The 26,407-nt window shown below is 46.3% G+C and carries 26 protein-coding genes and 1 tRNA gene; 14 read left to right on the forward strand and 13 right to left on the reverse strand.

Annotated features, from left to right (window positions below; all coding sequences use genetic code 11):
• The 3 genes from recB to ABY802_RS09445 form a co-directional block, all read right to left on the reverse strand.
• The coding region (gene recB / locus ABY802_RS09435; RefSeq protein ID WP_372626783.1) for an exodeoxyribonuclease V subunit beta at positions 1–3,185 on the reverse strand (3,185 nt) is incomplete at its 3' end.
• Positions 3,182–6,670, reverse strand: coding sequence for an exodeoxyribonuclease V subunit gamma (recC, locus tag ABY802_RS09440; protein WP_372626784.1), 3,489 nt, complete (start codon positions 6,668–6,670; stop codon positions 3,182–3,184). The genes recC and recB, both read right to left, overlap by 4 nt.
• 69 nt (positions 6,671–6,739) lie before the next feature.
• Positions 6,740–7,444, reverse strand: a complete 705-nt coding sequence (locus tag ABY802_RS09445; protein WP_372626785.1) for a DUF3581 family protein — start codon at positions 7,442–7,444, stop codon at positions 6,740–6,742.
• A 207-nt stretch (positions 7,445–7,651) separates the two neighbouring features.
• Here ABY802_RS09445 and ABY802_RS09450 point away from each other — a divergent pair, with 207 nt between their 5' ends.
• Both ABY802_RS09450 and ABY802_RS09455 read left to right on the forward strand, forming a co-directional pair.
• Positions 7,652–8,125 (forward strand): hypothetical protein, encoded by a 474-nt coding sequence (locus ABY802_RS09450; RefSeq protein WP_372626786.1) that lies wholly within the window; start codon positions 7,652–7,654, stop codon positions 8,123–8,125.
• Positions 8,126–8,290: 165 nt separating this feature from the next.
• Positions 8,291–8,704 (forward strand): YchJ family protein, encoded by a 414-nt coding sequence (locus tag ABY802_RS09455; protein ID WP_372626787.1) that lies wholly within the window; start codon positions 8,291–8,293, stop codon positions 8,702–8,704.
• A 13-nt stretch (positions 8,705–8,717) separates the two neighbouring features.
• On the opposite strand, the gene ABY802_RS09460 is transcribed toward ABY802_RS09455, so the two are convergent.
• Positions 8,718–9,194 (reverse strand): VC2046/SO_2500 family protein, encoded by a 477-nt coding sequence (locus ABY802_RS09460; RefSeq protein WP_372626788.1) that lies wholly within the window; start codon positions 9,192–9,194, stop codon positions 8,718–8,720.
• A 105-nt stretch (positions 9,195–9,299) separates the two neighbouring features.
• Between ABY802_RS09460 and ABY802_RS09465 the strand changes: the two genes are divergently transcribed.
• Both ABY802_RS09465 and ABY802_RS09470 read left to right on the forward strand, forming a co-directional pair.
• Positions 9,300–9,384, forward strand: a tRNA-Tyr gene (locus tag ABY802_RS09465).
• Between the two features lie 118 nt (positions 9,385–9,502).
• Entirely contained in the window at positions 9,503–11,134 is a 1,632-nt protein-coding gene (locus ABY802_RS09470) for a response regulator (RefSeq protein ID WP_372626789.1), read from the forward strand.
• Positions 11,135–11,163: 29 nt separating this feature from the next.
• Here ABY802_RS09470 and deoC read toward each other — a convergent pair whose 3' ends face one another.
• Together deoC and ABY802_RS09480 are read right to left on the reverse strand one after the other, a co-directional pair.
• On the reverse strand, positions 11,164–11,898 hold the full coding sequence (deoC, locus tag ABY802_RS09475; RefSeq protein WP_372626790.1) for a deoxyribose-phosphate aldolase: 735 nt from the start codon (positions 11,896–11,898) through the stop codon (positions 11,164–11,166).
• A gap of 282 nt (positions 11,899–12,180) precedes the next feature.
• The gene (locus tag ABY802_RS09480) at positions 12,181–12,861 is read right to left on the reverse strand and encodes a M48 family metallopeptidase (RefSeq protein ID WP_372626791.1); all 681 of its coding nucleotides are present in this window, start codon (positions 12,859–12,861) and stop codon (positions 12,181–12,183) included.
• A gap of 93 nt (positions 12,862–12,954) precedes the next feature.
• On the opposite strand from ABY802_RS09480, the gene xthA reads away from it, so the two are divergent.
• A complete protein-coding gene (gene xthA / locus ABY802_RS09485; RefSeq protein WP_372626792.1) occupies positions 12,955–13,770 on the forward strand; it encodes an exodeoxyribonuclease III in 816 nt (271 codons plus the stop codon).
• A 22-nt stretch (positions 13,771–13,792) separates the two neighbouring features.
• Here xthA and yfbV read toward each other — a convergent pair whose 3' ends face one another.
• Complete coding sequence (gene yfbV / locus ABY802_RS09490) at positions 13,793–14,236, reverse strand: terminus macrodomain insulation protein YfbV (RefSeq protein WP_372626793.1); 444 nt, start codon at positions 14,234–14,236, stop codon at positions 13,793–13,795.
• A gap of 571 nt (positions 14,237–14,807) precedes the next feature.
• Here yfbV and ABY802_RS09495 point away from each other — a divergent pair.
• From ABY802_RS09495 to ABY802_RS09510, 4 genes are read left to right on the forward strand one after another with little or no spacing between them, the layout of a single operon-like run.
• Positions 14,808–15,155 carry an ArsC family reductase gene (locus ABY802_RS09495; RefSeq protein ID WP_372626794.1) on the forward strand — a complete coding sequence of 116 codons (348 nt, stop codon included), beginning with the start codon at positions 14,808–14,810 and terminating at the stop codon, positions 15,153–15,155.
• A gap of 1 nt (position 15,156) precedes the next feature.
• Positions 15,157–16,317, forward strand: a complete 1,161-nt coding sequence (gene dapE / locus ABY802_RS09500) for a succinyl-diaminopimelate desuccinylase (RefSeq protein ID WP_372626795.1) — start codon at positions 15,157–15,159, stop codon at positions 16,315–16,317.
• Entirely contained in the window at positions 16,314–17,006 is a 693-nt protein-coding gene (locus tag ABY802_RS09505) for a M15 family metallopeptidase (protein WP_372626796.1), read from the forward strand. The genes dapE and ABY802_RS09505 overlap by 4 nt, the downstream gene beginning before the upstream one ends.
• A complete protein-coding gene (locus tag ABY802_RS09510; protein WP_372626797.1) occupies positions 17,003–17,200 on the forward strand; it encodes a DUF2897 family protein in 198 nt (65 codons plus the stop codon). The genes ABY802_RS09505 and ABY802_RS09510 overlap by 4 nt, the downstream gene beginning before the upstream one ends.
• On the opposite strand, the gene yejK is transcribed toward ABY802_RS09510, so the two are convergent.
• Positions 17,154–18,197: a nucleoid-associated protein YejK gene (yejK, locus tag ABY802_RS09515; RefSeq protein WP_372626798.1), complete on the reverse strand. Its 1,044-nt coding sequence runs from the start codon at positions 18,195–18,197 to the stop codon at positions 17,154–17,156. The two genes, ABY802_RS09510 and yejK, sit on opposite strands and share 47 nt — an antisense overlap.
• Positions 18,198–18,267: 70 nt before the next feature.
• Here yejK and ABY802_RS09520 point away from each other — a divergent pair, with 70 nt between their 5' ends.
• The gene (locus ABY802_RS09520; protein WP_290616080.1) at positions 18,268–18,492 is read left to right on the forward strand and encodes a DUF1414 domain-containing protein; all 225 of its coding nucleotides are present in this window, start codon (positions 18,268–18,270) and stop codon (positions 18,490–18,492) included.
• A gap of 6 nt (positions 18,493–18,498) precedes the next feature.
• Positions 18,499–20,022, forward strand: a complete 1,524-nt coding sequence (locus tag ABY802_RS09525; RefSeq protein WP_372626799.1) for a DUF3413 domain-containing protein — start codon at positions 18,499–18,501, stop codon at positions 20,020–20,022.
• Positions 20,023–20,044: 22 nt separating this feature from the next.
• On the opposite strand, the gene ABY802_RS09530 is transcribed toward ABY802_RS09525, so the two are convergent.
• Entirely contained in the window at positions 20,045–20,338 is a 294-nt protein-coding gene (locus ABY802_RS09530; protein WP_372626800.1) for a hypothetical protein, read from the reverse strand.
• Positions 20,339–20,492: 154 nt separating this feature from the next.
• Here ABY802_RS09530 and ABY802_RS09535 point away from each other — a divergent pair, with 154 nt between their 5' ends.
• From ABY802_RS09535 to ABY802_RS09545, 3 genes are all read left to right on the forward strand, one after another.
• A complete protein-coding gene (locus ABY802_RS09535; protein ID WP_372626801.1) occupies positions 20,493–20,717 on the forward strand; it encodes a DUF2061 domain-containing protein in 225 nt (74 codons plus the stop codon).
• A gap of 93 nt (positions 20,718–20,810) precedes the next feature.
• On the forward strand, positions 20,811–21,644 hold the full coding sequence (locus tag ABY802_RS09540; RefSeq protein ID WP_372626802.1) for a S1 RNA-binding domain-containing protein: 834 nt from the start codon (positions 20,811–20,813) through the stop codon (positions 21,642–21,644).
• Complete coding sequence (locus ABY802_RS09545) at positions 21,634–22,716, forward strand: DUF5924 family protein (protein WP_372626803.1); 1,083 nt, start codon at positions 21,634–21,636, stop codon at positions 22,714–22,716. Before ABY802_RS09540 ends, ABY802_RS09545 begins: the two co-directional genes overlap by 11 nt.
• Positions 22,717–22,824: 108 nt before the next feature.
• Here ABY802_RS09545 and ABY802_RS09550 read toward each other — a convergent pair whose 3' ends face one another.
• From ABY802_RS09550 to ABY802_RS09565, 4 genes are all read right to left on the reverse strand, one after another.
• Entirely contained in the window at positions 22,825–23,016 is a 192-nt protein-coding gene (locus tag ABY802_RS09550) for a CsbD family protein (RefSeq protein ID WP_372626804.1), read from the reverse strand.
• Positions 23,017–23,254: 238 nt separating this feature from the next.
• The gene (locus tag ABY802_RS09555) at positions 23,255–24,502 is read right to left on the reverse strand and encodes a class I SAM-dependent methyltransferase (protein ID WP_372626805.1); all 1,248 of its coding nucleotides are present in this window, start codon (positions 24,500–24,502) and stop codon (positions 23,255–23,257) included.
• Positions 24,503–24,504: 2 nt separating this feature from the next.
• Positions 24,505–25,257: a DUF1365 domain-containing protein gene (locus tag ABY802_RS09560; RefSeq protein WP_372626806.1), complete on the reverse strand. Its 753-nt coding sequence runs from the start codon at positions 25,255–25,257 to the stop codon at positions 24,505–24,507.
• Positions 25,257–26,407: NAD(P)/FAD-dependent oxidoreductase (locus tag ABY802_RS09565; protein ID WP_372626807.1), on the reverse strand; the 1,151-nt coding region annotated here is incomplete at its 5' end. The genes ABY802_RS09560 and ABY802_RS09565, both read right to left, overlap by 1 nt.

Here is a 26,407-nt window from a genome sequence, read left to right on the forward strand (position 1 = left end):
GCTGTGTCATTTACCGGTTCTGACAGACTAAAGCGACTATGCAATAACTGCACTAACCACTGGTGCAACCCATCACAATGTGCTTGCCAGCCCCGCAGCTGACAACGTCTCGCTAATTCTGCCGCTAACAACTCAGGATGCTGGCTGATATAAGCAAAGCCCTGCAAGCCCATCCACTCTAAAATACCGTGTAAAAAAGTACCCGCCTGAGGCCCTGCAACAAACTGATACTGAATAGCCGGATCTTCATTTTCAGCTGATGACGGCTCAATTGGGAGCTCGCTGTATAGCTCAGGCAGCAATTTATCACTGGCCCGCTCTGGCCCTGCTTGCGCAAGAATACTGTTGTCGCCCAATTGCCGGGTGAGTGCGCTGTAACTGGCAACCCACCATAATTCCCGGAATTGATGATGTATAGTCCGGGCGACTGCCGTCAGGTCTTGTTGTTGTGCTGGCTGATAACATACAGCACTGACCGGGGGCAAAGTTGTCAGTGCAATGGCAGGAGAAGCTGCCCAGGCCGATGTAACTTGCGCCACAAATTCTTGAGGCATATTGATCGTTATCGCCAGCAAATAACTGATCGCGCTTTGTTCGGCAAGAGGTGCCAAGCCCAACCAACAGGCATATTTTGCCCGGGTTAAGGCAACGTAGCATTTACGAATATCTTCTGCCAGTCGCTCCTGCTCAGCAGCCGCCAGTGCCTGCTGATCCGGCTGATAACTGAAACAGAGAACACCTTTCTCATCACGATAAGTCAGAGGCAGCTGGCGGTTGTTTACCGGCCTTGCCGCGCAAATGAAGGGTAAAAATACCAGGGGGTATTCCAGGCCTTTAGATTTGTGAATCGTTACCACCTGCACCAGCTCAGCATCACTTTCTAACCTGACTTTTTGTTGTTCGCTATCGCCGCTTGTCTGCTCAGCAATGTGCTCCGCTAAAAAGCGCAGTAGCGCCTGCTCGCCGTCCAGTTGCTGGGCAGCCTGTTGCAATAGTTCTGCCAGATGTAATAAATCCGTCAGGGCCCGCTCGCCATCGTCTTGGCTGGCCCGTAGCCGGGCTGGGATCGAAAAATCAAATAACAAACTGCGCAGCATTGGCAATACCCCAAAACGACGCCACTGCTGTTGATATGTTTTAAACTGCAGACATAGCTGCTCCCACTGCAACTCATTTTGTTGTAACTGATCCAGCTCGCGCAGACTAAGACCGATAAGGCGACAGCCAATAGCGGAGCGCAGCAAGCTGTCTTTTTCCGGTTCAGCACAGGCATTTAAGATCAGTTGTAAATCAGTGGCCACTGAGGAACTGAATACCGACTCGCGATCTGACAGATAGACGCTGCGGACCTGCCGCAAGGCCAGTTGACGCCTGATAGCCAACGCTTCATGCTGGTTGTTAACCAATATGGCAATGTCAGAGGGTTTAAGTGGATGGGTATCACCATTGCTTGCCCTAAAATACGTTATACCACTTACCGCCTGTTGTAATATTGAGGCAATATAGCTGGCACAGCCACTGGCATAACGTTCAAGATAACTCTGACGACTTAGCACTTTCTCCGTTTCATTATCTGGCAACCAGGCAGTGAGAGCTGCTGCAGGTTGCTCAGCTATCAGCAACTGATGTGAGGTACCTTTCGCTTTAACCGCTTGAAATGGTAACGGATCGTTTTTGATATCATCACACCCATGGTCCTGGCGAAACAAAAATGCCCCACCGGCCCGCTGTTCAGCCTTTGCAAAAATATAATTTACTGCGCTGACCAGCTGAGCGTCTGAGCGGAAATTGGTGTCCAGGGTATAATGCCGGCCGGCCGTTGCCTGTTTAGCATGCAGATAAGTATAAATATCTGCACCACGAAACGCATAAATCGCCTGTTTTGGATCACCTATCAGTAGCAGTGCATAATGTTTATCCTTCTCCGTTCCTTCCTGGCTGCGGCAATCAGGGTATAAGGTAGAGAAAATCTGATACTGAATAGGATCGGTATCCTGAAATTCGTCAATTAACGCGACCGGATACTGACGCCGGATAAGTTCGGCTAATTCGGCTCCTTGGGGGCCGTGCAGCGCCTGATGTAACCGCAGCAACATATCGTCAAAGCCCATCAGCGCCTGCTGCTTTAACTCTGTCTGTATCCGCTCTGCAAGCCAGCTGGCAGCATGTTGCATCAGAGCCTGACGTGGTTCCGCCAGGTGTTGTAACGCATCGTGCAACTGGATAATACCAGCAAAAGCCGGATGGTCGGGCGGCGTACCCTGTTTCCAGCACTCTGCTATTCCATCTGGAGACAATCGATGCCAGCCTGTGCCCAAATCAAGGTTAGCGTCCGGGCTTTGCAGCCAGCTCTGCAGCTTTTGCAACCAGTTATCCAGATAACGTTGCTGTAGTTGCCGGCCATTAACTGCTTTTTCGGCAATGGCCTGATGCAATATGTCAGCCATCTCTGGCAGCCATCGCTGCCATTGCCGGGTCAGCTGTGTTAGCTGCTCGTTACGTTCAGCCAGGCATTGAGCAATGGCCTCTCTCGGTTTCGCGTAACCAATATTATCTATCGGGTTTGCCAGGTAATGGCCGGTAAGGCTGGCCACGCTTTGCCATAACTGCTCAGGCGTCTGCCAGTAACTAAGGCAGACTGTCAGCGCCTCTTCTGCCAAATCATAGAAAAAGGTTCGCCAGTAGTCCCGCGCGGCCTGCAGTTTTAAGGCACTGAGGTCGGTACTTAATTGCTGACTGAACAAACTACCGCTAGCAAAAGCGTGTTCTGACAACATCCGGTTACACCAGCTATGGATGGTCGAAATGGCGGCTTCATCCATCCACTGCGCTGCTAACTCCAGGCGTCTGGCACAAGACGCAAAATCAGTTTCAGCATACTCTGCCAGCAAGGCGGCTAACACGCCATCTTGGCTTTGCCCCTGCCGAAAAGCCTGCGCCGCCTCGGTTAGGCGTAACCGGATCCGGTCACGCAACTCCTGGGTCGCCGCTTCGGTAAAGGTCACAACCAGAATTTCCGGCGGCGTAAGCGAGCGCTCAAACGCATGTTGTCCACCATGGCCTAACACCAGGCGCAAATATAAAGCGGCAATAGTAAAGGTTTTACCGGTGCCGGCGCTGGCTTCAATTAATCGGTTGCCGCGAAGTGGCAACGTCAGTAACGAGAGTGATTTTGGCTGAGTCATTCTGCGCCCCCGGCACTATCGGCCTGATACACTGCACTGTATAAGGGCCGGTACAGCAGTTCGGCAAGTCGGAAAAAGTCGCCACTGTCGGTCAGTTGGCGAAAGTGCGGAAACAGACGCTGCAGATAAAGGTTCTGCTGAACGATTCCAGCGTTATAACTATCCCCCTGATAGCGCTTTTCGCACTGCTGCAAAATTTGCTCAGAACTGTATTTATCGTTATCGCATTGATGCAGATATAGCATGGCGCATTCTAACTCCAGTGGCCACGGAGCCTGATGAGCTTGCAAATAATAACCGAGTAACAGAGTTAATTGCTCACTAGCCGATGCCGCATCCAACGCGGTGAACTGTAATTCACCGGCCTGGCTTAGTAAGATGCTCTGACACGGGTGCAGACTATTGGCCAGTAAATGACTTAGCCAGGGGAGTGCCAGATGACGCCACTGATATTTACGATCTTTTATGATTGTGCTGCCACTTAACAACAACTGACACTGCTCGCCGCTGCTATTTTGTCTTAACTGGCTGAGCCAGTCCTGTAACTGAAGCCCCTGGTGTTGTAACTGCACGGCCCGGGGTTTGAGTACCATCGGATACGCTTGTTGCCATTGTTCCAGCCGCCCGGCGAGAGCCAGTACAGGCTCAGCCAATTGTGTTGCGTGTACCTTTACTGCTGCGCCAAAGCCAAGCGCGCCCCGACGTTGCATTTGCGCTAAACAATCGCTTACCGCGTTCTCTAGGGGCTGCCCGTCTGCCAAAGCGCGCTGTGCCTCTACAAGCAGTTGCTGTTGCAATTGCCAGCGGCTTAGCCCATCCAACGCAAAGGCTTCATCATTGTCAGCTATTACTTCAGGCTGGCCAAACCAAATCGATAACCGTTGATTAAAAAAACTTTTTACCGGGTCGCGTACAAAGTCACTGAGCTGGCGCAAGCTGATGGCTTCGGCTGGTTGCCAGGGACTTAGTTGCCCTGATGAAACAGCAGGTAAAGATTTTGCCAGCCATTCTTGTTGATAGCTGAACAATCGCGATGCTGATGACTCAAAATAACGCGAGCTAAAGGGTTGTAACGGGTGCGCTGTGGTCAGTACTGAAAGCAAAGGCTCTGGGTCGGTTCCCGTCTGTTGCAACTGCCAGCACGCTGCCAGATGATCACGTAGCTGACCAATTAACATTGATGGCGCCCGTTCGCTGTTATCATGAATACTGCGACCAATCCAGCTGATATAAAGTCTGTCACGGGCAGATAACAAAGCCTCCAACAGCAAATAACGATCATCCTCGCGTCTGGAACGATCTCCCGGACGCATATCGGTGCGCATTAAATCAAAGTCCTGCCGGGGTTGTTGCCTTGGGAAGGCACCATCATTCATTCCCAGCAAACAAATATGCCGAAACGGTATTGCCCGCATTGGCAACAAGGTAGCAAAGGTTATTCCGCCGGATAAAAACCGTTGCTGCACTCCCGGCTGAGCCACCAACGCCAGCCAACTATCAGCAACGATTGGCGCGGGTAGCAATGATGTCAGCTCGGCTTGCTGACAATGGCTATGCCACTCATCCAGCGCGTCATACAGTTGCGCCAGTAAAGCCTGTTCATCGGTATGTTGTGGTAATAAAAAATCCTGCAACAAATTATTAATGATGTCTTGCCATTGCTGCGCCTCGTGCGTTTGCTGCAACAGTTGCCAGTAGTGCTTCAGCTTTACCAGCAGTTGATTAAGAGGGCCAATTAGCGCGGCATCTAAGCCGCTGATATCCGTAAATGGCTCAATGCCATGCCAGCCTGAACCACCCTGCTCTGCAGCAGATATCGGGCCTGTAGCAAAACCAAGCAACATTCTATCGATGGCGAACTGCCAGCTAAACTGGTGTAAGTCGGCAGGCAAATCAAGACTGTGTCGCTGCGCGGAATCCAACCCCCAACGCGCGCCCGCAGCATGCAGCCATTGGTGTAACATAGGAATTGCGGCTTCTTCTATCGAAAACCTTTGACGTATGGCAGGCACCTCAAGCAAGTCCAAAATGTCACTTAATTGAAACCGGCTTTGTGCCAGTGCCATTAATTGTTCAACAGCCTTGAACATGGGCTGCTCTGAACCTGGGGGCAAGTCGGCAATGGTAAAGGGTATATAGCGCGGGTCCTCGGGTTTTACCGACGCAAATACCGCCTGGATCAGCGGCGCATAGCTGGCGATATCAGGAACCATTACCATAATATCGCGAGGGCGAAGACTATGATCCTGCTCAAACGCCGCTAACAGTTGATCGTGCAACACTTCAACTTCACGCATCGCACTATGCGCTATATGAAACTGCACAGACTGGTCTGTTGGCTGAATGGGTGGCCAGTGCTGCTGGCTTTCATGGATGGGCCGTAAATCGTAGATATCGTGTTGCAGCATTCCCAGTAAATGCTGGCTCTGTGGTGGCTGAAATAAATCAATTCGCTGATTTAAAAACAGGTTTTTGAACCTTGCCGTGTCATCAAATTCATCCAGCAATCTGATATAATCCCGGCCCTGACGACCCCAGGACGCCAATAGCGGCTGGGCATGAACATAGAGTTGTTCTTCGTCAATATGTTGTGGCATCCCTGCTTTGTATTGTTGACGATGATGTACTGCCCGCAACAACTCTTTCTCACTGATAATGTCAGCCCAATAGTGTTGGCAGGGGTTGTGAACTGCCAGCAACACCTGACAAAAAGGCGCTATCGCGGCCAGTACCTGCAAACTTTGCTGCGGCATGGCTGAAATACCAAATATAACTAAGCGTCTGGGCAACAACCTAATGGCTTCGGATTGTGACATACCGGCCAGTTTATCAATAAAGCGCTGATGAATTTCTGCACGGCTGTCTCCGAGCTGCTGCTCACTAATTCGCGCATGCAATAAGCGCCATAACTCACTTTGCCAACGTTGCTCCTCTTGCAACGTACTATGCTCACCACGTGCATTGACTATTACATCCTGTTGTTGTTGCCACAGGTTTAGCCAGTCCGCCCGATACACCTGATATTGATCATATAGCGCTGCCAGTTGCTCAGCCAGTTGATACGTTTTAACTAAGGATGGGTCATCAGCATAAAAATGCTTTAACGGATCAAAACACGGGTTATCAGGCAGTTGTGGCAGCAAGCTCAGTAAATGCCAACGCAGTAATTCACGGCTGTAGGCTGAGTGCTCACTTATTTGGTCAGCGCCGAGCACTTTGCGGTAAAGTTGCCAGATAAACCTAGCGGGTAATTGCACCTCTATAGCGGCCGCAATTCCACAACCCGGCTCAGAGGAATCAGGTTCATTAGCCAATGCCAGTTTCAGCCATTGGGCAATACCATTGCTCTGCACCAGAATTTGCTCTGATTCCAGCGGTGACAGTGGATAACGTTGCAACCAATTCACTACCACTGCACGTAATTGCTCAGGTGCGTTGGCGTGAACCACCAGAAAACCAGCTTGTAAGCGACTAGCCTGTGACATAAAAAGCCTTTAACGACAGCAGGCTGCCACTATAGCTGATTTTACCAGAGCTTTAAAAGCAGCTTAAGGTTATGCCTTAACCAGATTTTTACGCCGGTTATACTCGGCAATCATCAGTTGCATTTGCGTTGCGTCATAAGGTTGCAAATTACTGAGGATCATTCGTTTCTTACCGCCGCCAATTTGCTGACCATTTTCTGTCAGCACAAATTCTAGCAACACGTTGCCACGCTTTCCTTCCACCTGAAGGGACGATGCCGCCAGGCTAAGTTCAACAGCAGCAGTAGGCAAAGTGTCAAAAGACAATGCCATACTCTCATATATCACCAACGGTCGGCCCGGATGGATCATCACATTATGCTGTTCCATTAATGGCTGTAAAATATGCGGGAAATTTTGTCCGGAAAATCGCACATAATCACGGATCAGAGGTTCAATCACGGCTAAATCGTGACTCGTCTCACCTTGTTGCTGCAGCTCAAGATAGACTTTGCCTTGCTCATCACAAATTCGTAATTCATTATCATGTTGCTCGCAGTGCAACAACACATCTGCGCTGACCATGCCGGCAAAGGTACAACTCAGTTCTTTTGCCAATCCGTAGTGACTCAATAAATAGGCAAACAGCAGATCACCAGGTACACAAAAGCGTTTGGCATCCACGTCATGAATAGGATTAAAATCGGTGGCAATTTGCTTGGCAAAACGACAAGACTGCTGCCGGCTGAAACTAAAACCGTTAGCAGAACGGCTGACAAAATCGTCTAACAACATCAATCAGGCACTCACTTTTCTTAACTTAAGCCGACCATTCTAGCCTAAATTGCTTGTTAAATGGTCCAGCCAGTAATAAATAAGCAACAGGAATGAATCTCACCTATTTATAACCCGAAAGATTATTGGCAAAAAGTACTTGCCTTTATTTTAAACAGCAACTACTGTATATCCATACACTGTACATAAACACAGCTGGAGAATACTATGTTGCCAATACCCTCTTCTACTCACTTTAACCCGGATGCCCCTGCACTATCAGCGCCACGTGCTACCGGGCGCTTACAACGTTTAACAACCACAGTCGCTGCTGCCACGCCTTTTTATCAACAGCTTAGTACAGAGTCTGCAGCCAGTTCTGAGCAACTGCTAATTAAGGTATTGCAGCGTCATCGCCACGAAACAGGATGGATTGTGTTAGTTGCGCCACCCAATCTGCCGTCAAAAGCGCTGGCGGCATACTTACAGCTACCGGTAGATAAAATAATGGTTATTCATGCTAAAGCGATTAAAAACCACGCAACAATTTTACATCAGTTATTACAAACCTCCAGTTGCAGAGTAGTGGTGAGTTTTACTCAGACGACATCTGCACAAATGACGCAACAACTTAGTCAATGCGCAGCCAGTCAGCAACGATGGTTATATCAGTTTACTCCCAGCGCAACACAGGCTCATTAAGGGTACTGCAGGTATGCCTTAACTTACGTTATAATGCCAGTTCTAAGGCATAAGTCTGGGTTAGAGGTATTTGTGTTCTGCTATTGTTGCTCCGGGAAGCTTTTCAGCGATTGCTGCCAGCCATTGCTAGACGGGAAGGTTAAGGCTAAAAATTGTGTCGCGTTAATGCGCTCACGCTACAGTGCATATTGCCACAAAAATATTGATTATCTTTATGCCACTTATCATCCGGACCAGCGCATAGCTAATTCAACATCACAAATTGCAGAATTTGCCAATGCAGCGCATTTTGTTGATTTAACTATTACCAGTAGCTCAGACATAGATAATAGCAATGCTGCAGCTAACGGCCATGTCAGTTTTGTTGCCAGCTATATTCATGATAACAAACTGGAAACACTGACAGAGCAATCTCGATTTGTATTGGAAGATCAATGGTACTACGTTGACGGCGATATCTTCGCTTCTGCCACCACAACGATAGGGCGTAACGATAAATGCCCATGCGGTAGTGGTAAGAAGTTTAAACAATGTGCGTTACATATCATGTCAGGCAACGCTGCGGTTGGGCAAAGCTAGGCATGTCTTGCAATTACGCCGCCGTGTTTTGCTGTAATTCCTGCAAAATGTCATACAATGCCGTTGGATCAGCTTCAGATCGTGCCATTTTACTACCGTCGCGCCGGCGTTTGCTGTGAGCATCTAAATTTTGGATAAGTTCAGATGCCAACTTCTTATTATCATCCACTAAAACCAATGGTCCCTCTGTTAAATATTGCTGCAATTTAAGCTGACTAACGCTACCTGAACTTAGCGCTTCGCTCTGACGGGTTAATTTGGCCAAGTCATCCTCTTGCCAGGCAAAGTCCCTGGCTCTTATCAGAGATAATTTGGCATACAAATCAGCTTTTGTGATAGCAGGCTCAAGGGTAGGCGTATGAAACTCAGCCATTTCATCAATTGCCGGCGACAAAAATGCCAGCCACAACGAAAAGTCTGCTCTGTGGTGCTGATTAAGGGCTTTGTTCAGTCTGCAATCGAGTTGCCATTCGTTTATAATAGTTTTCATAGCAGCTTACTTAACAATGGTTGTTTGGTTTATCGGCAGTTGACCAAAAAAGTTAAGTAAAACGCTTTACATCAAAAGACAGTTTGATAAGATGCGCGCACTCGTGGAGGGGTTCCCGAGTGGCCAAAGGGATCAGACTGTAAATCTGCCGGCACTGCCTTCGAAGGTTCGAATCCTTCCCCCTCCACCATTTACTGCTGTTTTATCCATCGCTCCATTTTTAACCACATACAACACTGCTAATTAACTTGCCAAAGTGCACTATATTTCCGACACTTAGCGTATTCAGGCTATGGTGTAAGGTGCTAATGCAATACAAGAATTTGGAAAATCAACGGGTACTGATTGTTGATGACCAGCGCGCGTTTCAGTTAATGTTTAAAGGTGTGCTTTATTCGATGGGCGCAACCAACGTTGCGTTTGCACCAACCGGTGAGCAGGCTCTGGCTAAATGTAGCAATATCGATTTCGATATCCTATTCGTTGATTACCATTTAGGTATCGGAAAAAACGGCAAACAATTGCTTGAAGATCTGCGAGAGAAAAAGCTCCTTAAACCCCATAGTATATTTATGCTAATCACCGGAGAAAGCTCAGTGCCAGTGGTGGTTAGTGCCGTTGAGCTTGAACCTGATGATTATCTGGTAAAACCCTTTTCGCAAAGTGTTTTGCGAAGCAGGATAATTAGGATCCAACACAAGAAAGAGCATCTTGCAGGCTTATTTCAGGCTCTATATGACAATGACTTCAATCAGGTTATCGCACTGTGTCAACAGGAAATAGCGGAAGCTGGTCGCTATCAGCAATTCTGCAAACGTGTACTTGCGGAGAATTTATTAGCGTTAAAACGATATAGTGAAGCGGAGCAGGTTTTAAGCAGCTGTCTTGAACTCAGACGCAATGGCTGGGCGCTGTTACTGATGGCCAGGTTGTGTTTTGAGCAACAACGCTTTAATGAAAGTCAAACGTTGTGTGATGAAGCACTGGAAGAGAACCGCTTGTTCGCAGAAGCTTATGATATTAAAGCTCGTAGTTATCTGGCTGAAAATGATCCTGAACAAGCATTTATTTGCATTCAGGCGGCCACAGACATTGCCCCCTACTCTATGCAACGTCAGTATTTATATATGGATATCGCTCACGCGCTAGAAGATACCACGGCTAAAGTACTGGCCAGCAAACAACTTTATGAAATAACCCGTCGCTCTATTCGCCAGGATGTAAGTCATTTACTCAATTACATTCGAAGTATTATCGCTGCGGCAACCCTTAGCGACGAACCACAGCAACGCAATCGCTATTCTCAGGAAGTAGCAATTGCATTGCAGCGGGCGCGACGTGATGACAGCTTGATCAGGGAAACTGACTTCGATCTTTTTGAAGTTTTATGCCAAGCCAGACTTGACTCAGTAAGTGGGCAACAGTTTCAGGCAAAGAAAACTTACGCTGCGGTTGCGCAACTTGCTGAAACACAGCAGCAAGTAATACCTGATACCGTGCTGCTACTTAATCAGATTGGCGAATTTGAACAAGCAGATCGGCTGGCAACGCTTATTGACGAAGGCCAGCGCAACGATCCGGTGTTGCGGCGTTTGTTATCAGAGCAACTGCGACAAAACCAGTCGCAACAACAATATTTTGCGCAATTAAACAAAGACGGCATCCGCCAATATAAAGACGGCCAGCATCTGGCTGCACTTGCTTTGTTTGAGCAAGCATTGGAGTTGGCACCGATGAATACTGGCTGCGCTCTGAACGTTATTCAGACCAGCTTACAATTGCTTAAAAACCAAAGTAAAGCGCCAGGTAGCAGTATGCTGGAGCGCTGTAAAAAAGCGTTTAGAATCGTCGACAATATGCCATTACCTGAACATCACCGTAAACGCTATGAGGAACTGCTAAGTCAATTTTCAAAGTTAAAACAGGAAAAGCGCCGTTAATACGCTAATGCAAAAAGCGGATAAGCCTATTAGCACGCCGCCAGCTGGTCTGCTAACTCAGCTATCAGGGCACTGGCCCCAATGCGCATCGTTGCACTGGTTGCTGTGACTCCCGTTAATTGCTCATAGAGATCAATTAATTGCAATGCCTGGCTAACAGTTCGAACTCCTCCTGAGGCTTTAAAACCTACGGGGCGGTTCGCCGCGGCAATTATTGTTAGCATGATCCGCGCCGCTTCCTCGGTAATTCCCACGGTCACTTTGCCGGTTGACGATTTAATAAAATCAGCACCTGCATCGATAGCCATCTCGGTCGCTTTAGCAACTTGTTGTGCAGTGATAAGCTCACCAGATTCAATAATCACCTTCAGACAGTTTGCACCACATGCGCGGCGTACACCGCTTAAAAATGTACTAACGTACTGGTGCTCACCGTTCATTAGCGCTTGATATGGGATAACGCAATCAATTTCAGTGGCGCCGGCGGCCAGCGCTTCGCTGATCTGCAGGCAAACACTATCTAGCGGTGCATTACCATCAGGGAAATTCACTACAGAGGCTAAACCTGTTGGTTGCTCAGACTCTGAAATAAAACGGCTTACCTGGGATAAATACGCCGGGTAGACACAATATGCAGCAACAGCAACCGGCAAGGTCGGTAAGTTCGCTAACCATTCCGCCATTTGCTGAGTATCATCAACATCACTTAATCGGGTAACATCAAGCAATTTACTCAGTTGCAATAAACGTAATCGATTGACCATGGTGACTTCCATTATTGATATTCTGGCCTGAACAACTGCAATGCTGCACATCGACAGCAAGGTTTGCCTGGCTAAATTTGACGGGAAGAGTAAACCACATCAGCGTAAAAATGCAAAAAAGAGAAAAAAATAATATTTTTGGAATTTTTTAGAAATTAGCGAGTCACAGTTATTAGTTGTAATGTTGTGTTTACTTCTCTCCCTGAAATTGAGTTGTCCTTAGTTTATCGCCGGTATTATACCGGCGCTTTTTTTTGGTCAAGCGACAAACTATATTGACCGTTATACGACTAATTGCTGCTGATAAAAACTCAACCAGGCTTGTGCCTGCGGGTAATCTGGGACATAACGGCTGACAATGCGCCAGAACTCTACCGAGTGATCCATAACTTTACGATGTGCCAGTTCATGAACCATGACATAGTCGTAAACCCATTCCGGTGCCATAATAAGGCGCCAATTCAGACCTACTACCCCATTGCTGTCACAATAACCCCAGCGACGTTGCCACTGCCCCAGCTTTAATTCATGAAACGAAATGTCCATAGCCTGAGCCCACGAGGACAAACGGTGCTCAAATACCATCCTGGCCTGTGCTTTTAACCACTTTGCAAAAATTTGATTTTGCCATGCCATAAGATGAGGACCGCTGACTCGGTTGCTAACTGCTATTATTATCTTTTGTCCGTCAACAGCTACGTCACTTTTTGATGCTCTGACGCATACTACCTCTACTACGTTTCCCTTAAATAGTACCTCTCCCCGTTGTTGCCAGTTTAATGCAGGAGACTTAGCCTGCTGCTGTAAAACATGACGCTGAATCCAAGGCTGTTTTGTCATTATCAGGTGTTCAATGCGTTTGCTACTGCATCCCACCGGCGCCCTTACCGTCACCTGACCATGACGAATAACAATAGCCAGGGTCCGACGACGACTGTAAACAATTTTATAATCAGCCAGCATTGTCAGCGATGTCCTGGTTCAGCCTGACTTACCGTCTGACCGCTTCGCATGCTATGATGCAAACTTGTTCCAGGTTGAGGCATGTAGTGAAACATGAAAATAATCTCTTTTAATATTAATGGCATCCGCGCAAGACTTCATCAATTGCAGGCGCTGATTGACAAACATCAGCCCGATATTATTGGTTTGCAGGAAATCAAAGTCCACGACGACGAATTTCCAATGACGCAGGTGATGGCAATGGGCTACCACGTTTACCATTTCGGTCAGAAAGGCCATTATGGCGTAGCTATTTTAAGTAAACAAGCTGCCACCGAGATGCAATATGGTTTTCCCGGTGATGCAGAAGATGCTCAGCGTAGGATGTTGATTGGCCAATATTTGCTGGAAAATGGTAAAACGCTTACGGTTCTTAATGGTTACTTTCCCCAGGGCGAAAACCGCAGTCATCCTACAAAATTCCCTGCAAAAGAAAAATTTTATGCGGACTTGCAGCACTATATAGAGCAACACCATCGTCCAGATGATTATCTGTCAGTCATCGGTGATATCAATATTTCCCCCGTTGATTCTGACATAGGTATCGGCGAGGCCAATGCTAAACGCTGGTTAAGAGAGGGTAAAACGTCATTTTTGCCAGAAGAGCGTGCCTGGCTGCAGCGGCTTAAAGACTGGGGCTTAATTGATACCTACCGCCAGCTTTATCCGGACGAAATTAGCCAGTTCAGTTGGTTTGATTATCGATCAAAAGGCTTTAACGATAACAGGGGGCTGCGCATAGATGTCGTTATGGCCACCTTGCCACTGGCTGAGCGTTGCACTGAGTCTGGTATTGACTATGAGTTACGGGGAATTGAAAGGCCATCAGACCATGCACCAGTATGGTCTGTCTTTGACTTAAACGACTAACAGCATTAAGTGTAGATGCGGCCTACAGCCAAGGCCGCATAAATGTCTTATCCAGTTGTTTATATGCTGCAGCCAGTGTATTGGCCAAATCTAAGTAATTCCGAGGCTCGCTGGCAGTATGGGGTTTCATACCTTGTTCTTGCATCTGCAAACGAATTTGCCGACACCAGCTTACCAGCGCCGGTGGTAATTGTGTTGAAGAGCGAACCCCAAGCCAATACCAGCCTTGTAACGGCAGGGATAAAATAAATAGCATCATCGCTAAAATCTGACCGGTAAAATCACTACCAAGAAAGGTTAACTGGAAAAATGCTGTCAACACCGCAAGACCAGGTAAAAAACGCAAGCCAAGACGGGTAAGTTGAATAATCTTATTTTCCGGGAACAAGGCATTAAGCTCAGGTTTTACAGGCCATGCCTGACTGTAATGACGCCCATCCTGCAATAACGTAATTAATTTCATCATCAAAGCCTCTCACCAATACCACGGCCAACTTTTACTTTAGCATAATTACATTACGTTGCGCAGACACAATTGTATCAGTGCATCTATATCCGTTTATCGTCAACCAAATGGCATAACTGATAAAACGCATCGTTAAATCACGGCAACTGTTCTTTTTAACTTAAATCGCATTAAAATTGACCATGAAAGAATCAAGCAAATACCAAGCCAAATAATTTATTGTTACTTTTCAGAAAGTTAAATTGAATTAGCGGTGTTACCAACAATCTTACCCACAGAAGCTGTGGACAAGTTTCATAGCGGAAACGCTTAAACACCAGCAGCTGTCAGTATTTTTACCAGTAAAAAACCACGTTTCGAAAAAAATTCATCATCAAGTCATCTTTCTGACATGTTAGGCTTAAACAAGTAAGTCAGAGCCTGTCATAATTCGGCATTTAGCTGAAACTATTTACAGAAAATAAATTATTATTACGATAGTATTGCTGCAGATAAGTACTGCCTGAAAGCTGGCAAAACGCTTATAATTTATTTTAGAAATACATGTACTGCTGATAACGGAAGCCTGTTTATGATTAGAATGTATGGTATCAAAAACTGCGACACCATTAAAAAAGCCAGAAAATGGCTGGAACAGCATCAACTGAACTATCAATTCATAGACTATCGCCAAGACGGGCTGACAGCAGAGCAACTGGCTGTTTTCAGCCAGCAACTTGGGTGGCAAAACTTATTAAACACCCGCGGCACCACATACCGGGCGTTACCAGCAGAGAGCCGGAATAACCTGACTGAATCACTTGCGCTGGATCTGATGCTGCAACAACCCGCGATGATCAAGCGACCCTTGTTACAACGAAACGACACCTTTATTCTAGGCTTTAGTGCTGAAACCTATCAACAACTGCTGGAAGACTAAGATGAGCTGGCTTGATCCACAACAAAACCCTGTACTTGCGCTGGCAATGGATTTAATTTCACGAGAATCCGTTACTCCTTTAGATGCGGGGTGTCAGCCACTAATGGCAAAACGATTGGCCTCAGTCGGCTTTGACATTGAGATGCTGGAATTTGCAGACACGTTAAATATGTGGGCCAGGCATGGCTATGGTAAGCCGCTATTTTGCTTTGCCGGGCACACCGATGTCGTGCCTACCGGGCCTTTGTCTCAATGGCATACCCCTCCTTTTACCCCTTCTATTATTGGCGATAATTTATTCGGCCGCGGCGCTGCAGATATGAAAGGCAGCCTCGCTGCGATGGTTGTTGCTACCGAACGGTTTTTAGCCGACTGCCCTAACCCGGCCTTTAATATTGCTTATCTGATTACTAGTGACGAGGAAGGCCCCTTTATTAACGGTACGGTACGGGTAATTGAAACTCTCGAAGCCAGAAATGAAAAGATAGATTGGTGCCTGGTAGGAGAGCCATCCAGTGGTCAAAAGCTCGCTGATGTGATCAAAAATGGTCGGCGGGGCTCGTTAACTGGCCATCTGACCGTGCAAGGCATTCAGGGTCATGTAGCTTACCCGCACCTGTCAGATAACCCTGTGCATAAAGCCGCGCCAGCGTTGGCAGAGTTGGCCAGTGAACAATGGGATGCCGGTAATCGCTACTTTCCTGCCACGAGTTTCCAGATTGCCAACATTAGTGCAGGCACCGGCGCATCCAATATCGTACCCGGCGAGCTGAAAGTCATGTTTAATTTTCGTTACAGCACAGAAGTGACTGCAGAGCAGCTGCAGCAACGGGTGTATGCAATGCTGGACAAGTATGGACTGAATTATAAACTAGACTGGACGTTAAATGGCTTACCCTTTCTGACCGACAGTGGCAGTTTAGTTGAAGCCGTAGTGAATGCCGTTGAGCAGGTACAAGGCTTCAACCCACGACTGGAAACAACAGGTGGAACCTCAGATGGTCGCTTTATTGCACCAACAGGCGCCCAGGTCGTAGAGCTCGGCCCCTGCAACGCCACCATACATAAAGTAAATGAATGTGTTTCTATCCATGATCTGACAGTGCTCGCCGATATTTATCAGGCATTGTTGCAACAACTTCAGCAAAAGCTGTCGGCATGATCATCCAGCACCCCAGCAGCGCTATATTAACCGGTTGCACCGAGGCCCACCTGATAGCGCTGGAAGATGGTGCACTTATCCACAACCAGATGCAAACTGCCTGGTACAAGCTCTGCCAGGCGGCTGCAGCGAACGGTATGGAGATTCGAATTGTTTCAGCATTTCGAAGTTTTCAGCGCCAGGCAGCCATCTGGCAGGCAAAGTGTGATGGGGCGCGCCCGACATATGATTTGCAACAGCAGCAAGTACCTGTCTCCAGCTTGAACGGGCTGGCAAAACTGCAGGCAATTTTATTGTACTCTGCCCTGCCCGGTGCCAGCAGGCATCATTGGGGGACAGAACTGGATATCTATGATGCTGGCGCAGTCGCACCGGACTATCAGCCCCGCCTATTGCCAAGCGAATATCAGGCGCAGGGCCCGTTTACCAAATTAAACCAGTGGTTAAGTACTGAAGCAGTTAAGTTCGGTTTTTTCCGGCCATACCACCAATATCGCGGTGGCGTGGCAGCGGAACCATGGCATCTTAGTTACGCCCCCATTGCCAAGCCATATTTGCAGGCATTTAATATTGCGACATTATCTGCTTGCCTGCAACGGCATCCTATTGCAGAACAACATTGTGTGCTGGCTAACTTAACGCAACTGTATCAGACCTACGTTACCAATATTTGCGAGGAAAACGAATGAACTGGCCACTATTCTGGGCGCTGCTATTTGGCTTTGGCATGATCATCGGCAACATTATGCTGGTTAAGCATTCTGCCAAAATGAAAATGCCAAGCTTAAAAGATGCTAAAGAAACCCAACCAAGGTCAAATAGCGCTGCTGAAAATCCTATTCATCGTCAGTCTGACGCTGAAAAGCCGAGTAGCCCTGAATAAATCGTTGTAGCTGATCCCGTAAATTTGGTGGGGTTCCTTTAATGATCAGGGTGTCAGTACCCACATCATACTGCACCCTGTCACCGATGAGTTTCTCATCAAAACTCAACGATAATCCACCTCCAGCGCCGTTAAACTTTACCATTTTTTTAAGTTCTTTTACTTCAACCGGAAATTGCTCGGCGACTTCAAGTTGCTGTTCGGCACAATAGTGTAAAAAGCCATTCTCCTGTTCTGGATCAACCACAGCTGAAAGCTCAGCCAGCACCACATCCTGCCCCGCCTTGGCCCGCTCTTCACAATAATCAAAGACTTGACGTCGAGCGGAGGTTTTTTCAGCTTGCTCAAATTCAGCTGCAGCAAAATATTCTTCAACAGAAGACAACACTTTCTGGCTGTTTTGCCGTGCGTCAGCGCCTTCTACGCAACCGAGAAAATCAAGAAAAAAGTCAGCTACTCTCCTGCCCGCACGGCCACGAATAAAACTGATGTAGTTACCCGCTTTGGCGTTAACTTTATATTCGGTGAGATCTAAACGCGCCGCCAACTGCATTCTGGCGATATCAAGATGGCGTGAAGTTGACAAATCCAATTGTTCAGTAAGGGCAAAGTGATCCTTGCTACCTAGCAAACAGACAAAGAGAAACTCGCTGGCAAGATAACGGTAATGTCCCAGCAATAAATACCCGGTTTCGGGCAACTGGTGGCTGCTTAGTTGGCCAATCAATGAATCAGTCATCGCTTTGGCAAAGCCAAGATAATTGGTGTCGCCGCTTTGCCAGCTGGCGAGCGCCTGCGGTACGGCCGGATCTTTTTCATCAGTAAAGCTGGCATATCCTTTAGCAGGCTTGCCATTATAAGCCAGGTGCAATTGCTCCAATAAGGTTGAAACTGACCCGTCTGCACCGATCAATTGCCCGCGGTAATGGGCACTGTGTTCACCACTGGCTGACAGGTCAATATAATTAATAGCTAAATGCAGTACATCGACGGACATAATTTTTCCTGTTTTAACTGAAATCTGATACTATTCTTTAGTCTTAATATCATCATAATCTGAGTGACGCATGCCCATTGTATCAAAGTATTCCACAGCACAAATTGAAAATCTGGTAAATCAGCTACTGGATACCTTTCACGCCAATAATGCTACCACTGAACTTAGTCTGATGTGTTTGGGCAATGCCGTTAGTCATGTCATCAACAGCAGTGTACCAGCGCCGCAGCGTGCTGCCGTCGCCAGCCATTTTAGCCAGGCGTTAGCTGACGCCATCAATTCAAAAAGCAATTAATCCCGAATGGTTATTGAACAAAACTTATCTCTGGTGAAAAAAGTCAACCGGCTGCTTAGTTGGGGCCATTGGTTTAGCTTTTTTAATGTTTTACTGGCGTTAGCTGTCACCAGTGTTTACTGGTTATCTGAACCTTCTCCAGCGACCCTTCTGGGCTGGATATACCTAATCTGCTATTGGCTGGGTCACACTGCTTTTCTTTGTTTCATGTTTTTTATCATAACGGTGTTTCCGCTATCACTGGTTTTCCCCTATCAAAAACACGTGAGAGGTTTGGCGGCCCTGCTAGCCACTATTGGCATGGTAGTGTTGATTTTCGATGCCTATGTTTATGCCAACCTTGGTTACCATATCGGTAGTACCTCGTACCATCAGACAATAGAGTTGCTACAGCAGCAAATTGTCACAAACCTGCGTAACTTTATTCTTATTGTCAGCTGCGTGGCAGCAATTTTGATCGCTGTTGAGCTGACTATTAGTAATTACTGCTGGAAAAAAATTGCCAGGCTGAAACAAAGCCAGATTAGCCGACCATTAATGGTGATTTTTATAGGTAGCTTTATGTTAAGCCACCTGATCCATATTTATGCTGACGCCCGTCTAAAATGGGACGTGACAAAGCTTGATAATGTTTTACCGTTTTCTTACCCGGCAACAGCAAAAAGCTTTCTGGCAAGGTATCAACTGGTTGATCTGGCAAAAAGAGCGCAGCGTCAGGCAGACAAGCTCAGTATATCCAGCCCTGAGCTCAGTTTGCGCCAGTTACAATGTACCGCACCCCAGGCTGAACCCATTAAGATAATCATCGCTAACGACGTATCGCATCAAACCATAGAGTTTATGCGCCAGCAAGGATTACGTCTACATCAGCAACACTTTGCGCCGAACAACAACACAGAAGCACTTCTACACCTGCTTTACGGCCAGTTTTTACTGGCAGAAGACAGCCAGCAGCAACTGAACGACTCTCCGGCATTTATTCAGCAGCTACCAGCCGGCACTTTGCATATTGACAGTAAATCGTCATATATCAGCACGCAGTTGCCTTGGATAAATTCTGCTATGAAAGCAGATAACGCACTGGTTAATATTGTGTTTGATGACACGCCACAAGCTAATTGGCAAGAATATCAACACTATAAATATATCATGCTACTGCCGCTTACCAGTAAACAGCCTACCTTTGTGTTAGCACCGGTTACGGCAATGATCCGCTGGCCCCAGTTGCAAGAACAGTTATCGCATTTAAGCTCTCAGCATCTTGATTTACTGCCGACATCACTTAGCTGGGCCGGATGTGATAGTGAAACAAGCTGGCTAGGTGACAATCTGCTGCAAACCCCTACCTTGCCTAAGCTCAGTATCAGCAATCAGGATATTGTCAGTATTCGCAAAGACAAAATGGTGGTACTGCGCCAAGATGGTAGTTACGGCGTGTGGTCCGCAGGCACCTTACTGCCATTAAACGAAAAACTGGATATTCCAATGCTGACGGACGCCCTGAAAAGGCTGGAAAGCGCAGCAGAGTAACGATGTGTCGCCCGTTCTCAGGTTACTGCAGGGTTTTATGGGCTTTTATCTTAGGTCTTTTACCTGCCAGCTCTAATTCAGCCAAGTGAAGTAAATTGGTATAGACAATGGGCGGCACGGGTTCATTAAAGCGCTCAAGAAATGCGATCTGTGCATCTTTGATCAACTGCTGACACAACTGATCATACTGACTGTATCCATCATACGAATAAGGTTCTTGCAGGTCAGCCAGACCGACTTCCCGCTGTCTGCGCATAAACCAATTCAGTAAAAATTCATATTGCTTAATATCGAGCCATTGCCGACAATCCATCATGCTACCTTAATTACGTGGTTGAAACATGCCTGTCATTATTATCCGATGCCACTGCTTAATAATCTATATTTACGATTAACAATAACGCTTTATTTCACTTTAAACAATAAGTAGGCACGCTATTATCCTGACATACCTTACAGGAGTTTACGCTATGCTAAAAACAGCAACTTTTGCCATTATGCACTTTACAATTGCTTTTGCCGTAACTTACGTTATTACCGGAGATTTGGTTTTGGGTGGCCTGGTTGCAGTCATTGAACCCGCAGCCAACACCATAGCCTATTTTTTTCATGAGAAATTATGGCAACGGCTGCAACAGCAAAAAGCCGAGCAGAAATGCTTAACATTTTTTAAGCACTATACTATTAATCTGTAGTTAGTTTTATCGTGCAAAGCCGTTCAAATAAGCTCTGCAGCAGGTAATAAAAGGAGTTACAATACGCCCATAGCAACTTAATTTGGATTACTAATGATTGCACTTGGCACCCTGAACACGCTAACCGTTAAAAAGCAGGTTAAATTTGGTTTTTACCTAGACGGGTTAAGTTGGGGAGAAATTTTGTTACCCAACAATGTAGCCCCGGCTGGCTTGGAAATAGATCAGCAACTAGAGGTTTTTCTGTATTTAGATTCAGAAGATCAACTTATAGCAACGACAGAAAAACCAGCAATAATGGTTGGTAAAGTTGCCATGCTGCCCGTCGTTGCGGTAACAAAAGTAGGTGCTTTTTTAAACTGGGGCCTGAAAAAAGACTTGCTGGTACCTTTTAGTGAGCAACAGATCCCATTAAAAGAAGGCCAGAAGTATCTGGTTTATTGTTATGTCGATGTCAGCAACCGAATTGTGGCGTCTACAAAATTAGACCGCCATCTGCATAAAACCGAACCCCGTTACAACATTGGCGATAAAGTCAATATCATTATCAGTGAGCAAACCGATATAGGGTATAAAGTGGTTGTGGAGCAGTGTCACTGGGGCGTACTCTATAAAAATGAAGTATTTAAGCCGCTGCGCAGGGGAGACGAGTTAACTGCTTATATCGTGAAAGTGCGGGATGACGGTAAAATTGATTTGCGCTTAACTGCTACCACCTATAAACAGGCGCTAGAGCTTACTACAAAAATACTCACAAAATTAGAGCAAAATGGCGGCAAGCTGACGTTAACAGACAAAAGTTCACCAGAACTCATATATCAGGCCTTTGGTGTCAGTAAAAAAGCATACAAGCAAGCGATTGGTGCGCTGTATAAAGATAAAAAAATTGTGATCTTAGATGCAGGTATTATGTTAGTTGGCAGCTAAACGTACTGTAGAAAACACGCTTTCGAAATTACAGCCAGCATTTAACTGGCTTTTTGAGTTGTTTCAGCGCCACGCCGGCTTGATGGCGGTATTAGCTTTTGTTTCTGGGATAGCCAGCTACGTCCTGATAGATCGTAAAGAGTCGGTAGCCCAATTTATCGCTGCGTTTATGCTGGTGAGCTGGGTGGTACTGGTTGCCGATAACTGGCTAAGAGCCACCTTGAAACGACGGTATGGCTGGTGCATGTCGCCAATAGTGGTGCGTTTTCTAACTCAGTTAGTTCATCAGGAAAGTTTATTTTTTGTCTTGCCTTTCTTTCTGGCCGTAACCAACTGGGATCATGGCCAAGCGGTATTTACCAGCATACTTCTGATTTGCGCGTTAATATCAATTATCGACCCTCTGTACTACAAACATCTCGCCACTCGATATGCGTTGTTTGTTGCATTTCATACTTTGGCATTATTTGTAGTAATGCTGGTAGTCCTTCCTCTATTACTGCAACTGACTACCCAGCAAAGTCTGATTGCAGCAATTATTGCTGCAATGATTTTCAGCTTACCGAGCCTGGACAGGATTCTACCCCCTGCCCGCTGGTGGCGTTTGCCACTTTTACTAACGGTGCTTGCTTCGATGGCATTAGTGTTATGGCAATTACGGAGCTGGATCCCTCCTGCCGGAATGCGTCTGTCTGAAATTACCATATCGCATCAGGTTAATACCGTACAGCGCAGCGCAGGCAACAACATTACCGAGCTTGATGTCACAGAGTTAGAGCAGGGTCTGTTTGCCTGGACCGCGGTAAGTGCTCCACGTGGTTTAAGAGAAAAGATTCATCATGTCTGGCTGTTAAATGGCAAAGAAGTCGATCGGATTGTGCTGGATATAACCGGTGGCAGGGAAGCCGGCTATCGTGCCTGGAGTCATAAATTAGTGTTTCCGCCTTATCCTGTCGGAAAGTGGCAGGTGCAAGTTGTGACAGAATCGGGTCGATTAATAGGTTTAACCCGTTTTACCGTAACGCGCAGTAGTAATAGTAACAATGATGAAAAGCAAGATAACGGCCACTGATCAAAGCCGTGGGGCGGGTATGGCAGCCTAACAGCAATAGCAGGCATAAAAAAAGGGCCTTATGGCCCCTTTTCACTATATTGTCGAATAAATACTTTACCGATAAAGTTAGTCTTTCAATCTGTTAAATTCTTTTTCGGCTTGTTCCCGGCTCATACCGTAACGCTCTTGCATTTTGCCCAAGAACTTTTCAAAATTACCTTCAACCTGATCAACGTCATCTTCAGTTAATTTGCCCCATTTCTGTTGCACAGAGCCTTTCATCTGACGCCATTTACCTTCTGCAATATCACTATTCATCTTCGGACTCCCTTAGATTATTAATAACGCCTTGCCGCAGATGGCTTGTGTAATCTCACTCTACGACATCAACCCTATTACTATTGCAATGGCTATACCAATCAGCGAACAAAGTTATCATATTGAAATAGGTGGTTATATTGGAGGCTGCAACTTAAAGGATTAATCTGAAGAAAAATAAAACGTACAATTTACCGGTCAGTCTGAAAAAATTGCAGACTGACCAGTAACCGTTAACTTATGACCAGCTACTACGATTATCCGGTTTAGATAGCACCATGTGCACAGCACTAGTAGCTCGCTCCCTAAAACCGCCCTCGCAATAACAAAGGTAAAAGTGCCACAGCCGGATAAAATTATCATCGTAACCTAACTGATGCACGGCATCCCTATGATGCATAAAGTTATCACACCATAACTTCAGAGTTTTAGCGTAATCAAAACCGATATCCTGAACCTGGCGGATCACTAGATCTGTTTTGCTGCTCACTGCGTTCGCCATTCGGCCAATAGAAGGTAAACACCCCCCTGGAAATACGTAACGCTTAATAAAATCGACTTCCCGGACATATTGCTTATAGCGTTGATCAACAATAGTAATTGCCTGTAATACCATTACGCCATCTGGTTTAAGCAAACTGGCACATTTCTGAAAGTATTCATCCAGATAATCGTCACCTACCGCTTCAATCATTTCTATCGACACTAATTTATCGTACTGGCCGGATAAATCGCGATAATCCTCAAACAACAAGGTTATTTTATCTTCCAAGCCAAGTGCCGCTACTTTTGCCTTGGCATACGCCAGTTGTTCGGCTGAAATGGTGGTGGTGGTTACTTTGCAACCATAATTCTGGGCCGCATAAATTGCCATGCCTCCCCAACCAGTACCAATTTCAATTAAATGGTCAGTCGGTTTTAATTGCAGCTTGTCACAAATCTGTTTCAATTTGTGATGTTGAGCGTCGGCTAAATCCGCCATCTCAGAGGGAAAGACAGCACTGGAATACATCATACTGTCGTCCAAAAACAGTTGATACATCTCATTGCCAAGATCATAGTGCGCCGCAATATTCTTTTTTGCCTGTTGTTTGGAGTTGCTATTGCGCCAGTTAAGAGCTTTTAAAAAAGGACGGCTTAGTCTTGCCCAGGTCGAATCCATTTTATCCAGTAGCAGCAAGTTTCGTCCAAAAATACGAACTAAAGCGGTCAGATTGTCGCAGCGCCAATATCCCTGGATATAAGCCTCGCCACCACCTACAGAGCCTGCTAACACTAACTTCTGATAAAACGCCGGATCAAGCACGGTAAGGGTGACTTTTAAATCACTGCCCTCTTCTCCTAATTGAAAACGTTGCTCTCCTTCGATAAGGGTAATGTCTCCCTGCTTTAACTGCCCTAAAAAAGATAAAGTGAATTTTCGGCACAGTCGGTCAAACCAGCCCAAATTTGTAAAAACCGCCTGGTCGGTAAGCGATAGACTCATAACTACTTTTCCCTGGATTTTGGATGTTGATGCAGCGGTACCCGCTTAACATAAAGTTTTAATGCCTGCCAATATATGCGCCACATCACCTGTACGTTTTGCCAAGGGTGGCGGATCAGGATCCGACGCCGGTTGGCATGGTTCAGCGTAACGCGCTTAAGCTTAATCCAGGCACTGAACACTGCCTGCTCGGCTTTAATATTGGTAATACTACAATACAACTCGCTGGCAGGTGCAGGTATTTGCCAACGATATTGCATATCCATCGGATTAAAAGGCGACACATGAAACGCCTTATCATGCTGATAAAAACCAGGATCACGACTTTGGCTATCAATTGTTTGCAAATAATAATGCCGCTCATTCCAGGGGGTATTGCTTACCTCTGCCAACAAATAGCAAAATTCCCCACCGCTGTCGTAACAATAGTAAAGCGTAATCGGGCTAAAATAATAACCCCAGTTCGCCAGTGGGGTAAGTAAGTAAACGTTAGCAACAGATTTTGCGCCACCTAATTCACTTACCTTCTCTTGTACCGCATAGAATAGTGTATTATCACCAGGTAAGTAGTCACGGCGCCGATAACTGATAGCACCGAAAGCCTCGTAACTGATACCTACCTGCGACAGACTTTCTGGCGATAAAGCCTCGCAATCAAGCCAATATGCATTATAAGTGTAATGGAAGCCGTGAGGTTTCGGAACAAAACGTTTATGACCGACCACACCGCAATACACCGCATGTCCCGCTTGCATTAATAACTGACTCCAAACATTTCAGCAACATCGACCGCGCTTCTGGCACCGTCTTCGTGGAACCCGTTATACCAGTATGCGCCGCAAAAATAACTATGATTTTGGCCATTAATTACCTTGCGCTGCAATTGTGCCGCCATGGTCATCATGTTGTAAACCGGGTGAGCGTAATGAAAAGTTCTGAGGATTTTATCTTTATCAATCGCGGCAGAATTATTAAGGGTAACGCAAAAGGTAACCGGGGCATCCAATCGCTGCAATATATTCATATTATAAGTCAGGGTTGCGCGGTCACGCTCTGGCGCATCTAAATTATAATTCCACGAAGCCCAGGCACCACGCCGTTTTGGCAATAAACTCGTGTCGGTGTGTAATACCACTTCATTTTTCTGATATGCAATAGCACCAAGAATCGACTGTTCATCCATTGTGGCGGCTTGGCCCAGTAACGCTAATGCCTGATCACTATGACAAGCAAACACTACTTTATCGAACTGTTGCTGCTGGCCGTTGGCAAACTTCAGACTAACACCCTGCTCATTGCGGCTAACAGAGAGAATATGTTGCGATAATTTCAGCTTGTCAGTACCAAGCCTGGTAAGCAGCGCCTTAACATAACGTTTCGAGCCGCCCTTAATTACTGCCCACTGCGGCCTGTCCGTGACATTTAGCAAACCATGATTATTAAAAAAACGTAGAAAAAACCTGACTGGAAATGATGGCATCTCTGTTAATCCCGCAGACCAGATAGCCGCGCCCATTGGTAACAAATAGTTATCGCGCATCCCGCTGCCAAACTTATATTTAAGTAAAAATTCACCCAGTTTTAAGTCAAGATCAGGATGTTCTTCAGCAACCAATTGCTTACCTAACTTATTAAAGCGGACAATATCACGGAGCATACGCCAGAAAGAGGGCCGAAAAAGATTACGTTTCTGGGCAAAAAGACTGCCGAATGTATTGCCGTTGTACTCCAGATTCTGCTGCGAATTTTTAACCGAAAAACTCATTTCAGTATCGAGTTTTTCTACCGCGAGGTCTGCAATAAACTTATTAAATACCGGATAAGTCCAATTGTTAAAAACAATGAAGCCGGTATCAATAGCATAAGACGTGCCGGCCACCTCAACATCAACCGTAGCAGTATGCC

Origin of the sequence: Arsukibacterium sp., from assembly GCF_041616895.1 — a bacterium.
Lineage (GTDB): Bacteria > Pseudomonadota > Gammaproteobacteria > Enterobacterales > Alteromonadaceae > Alishewanella.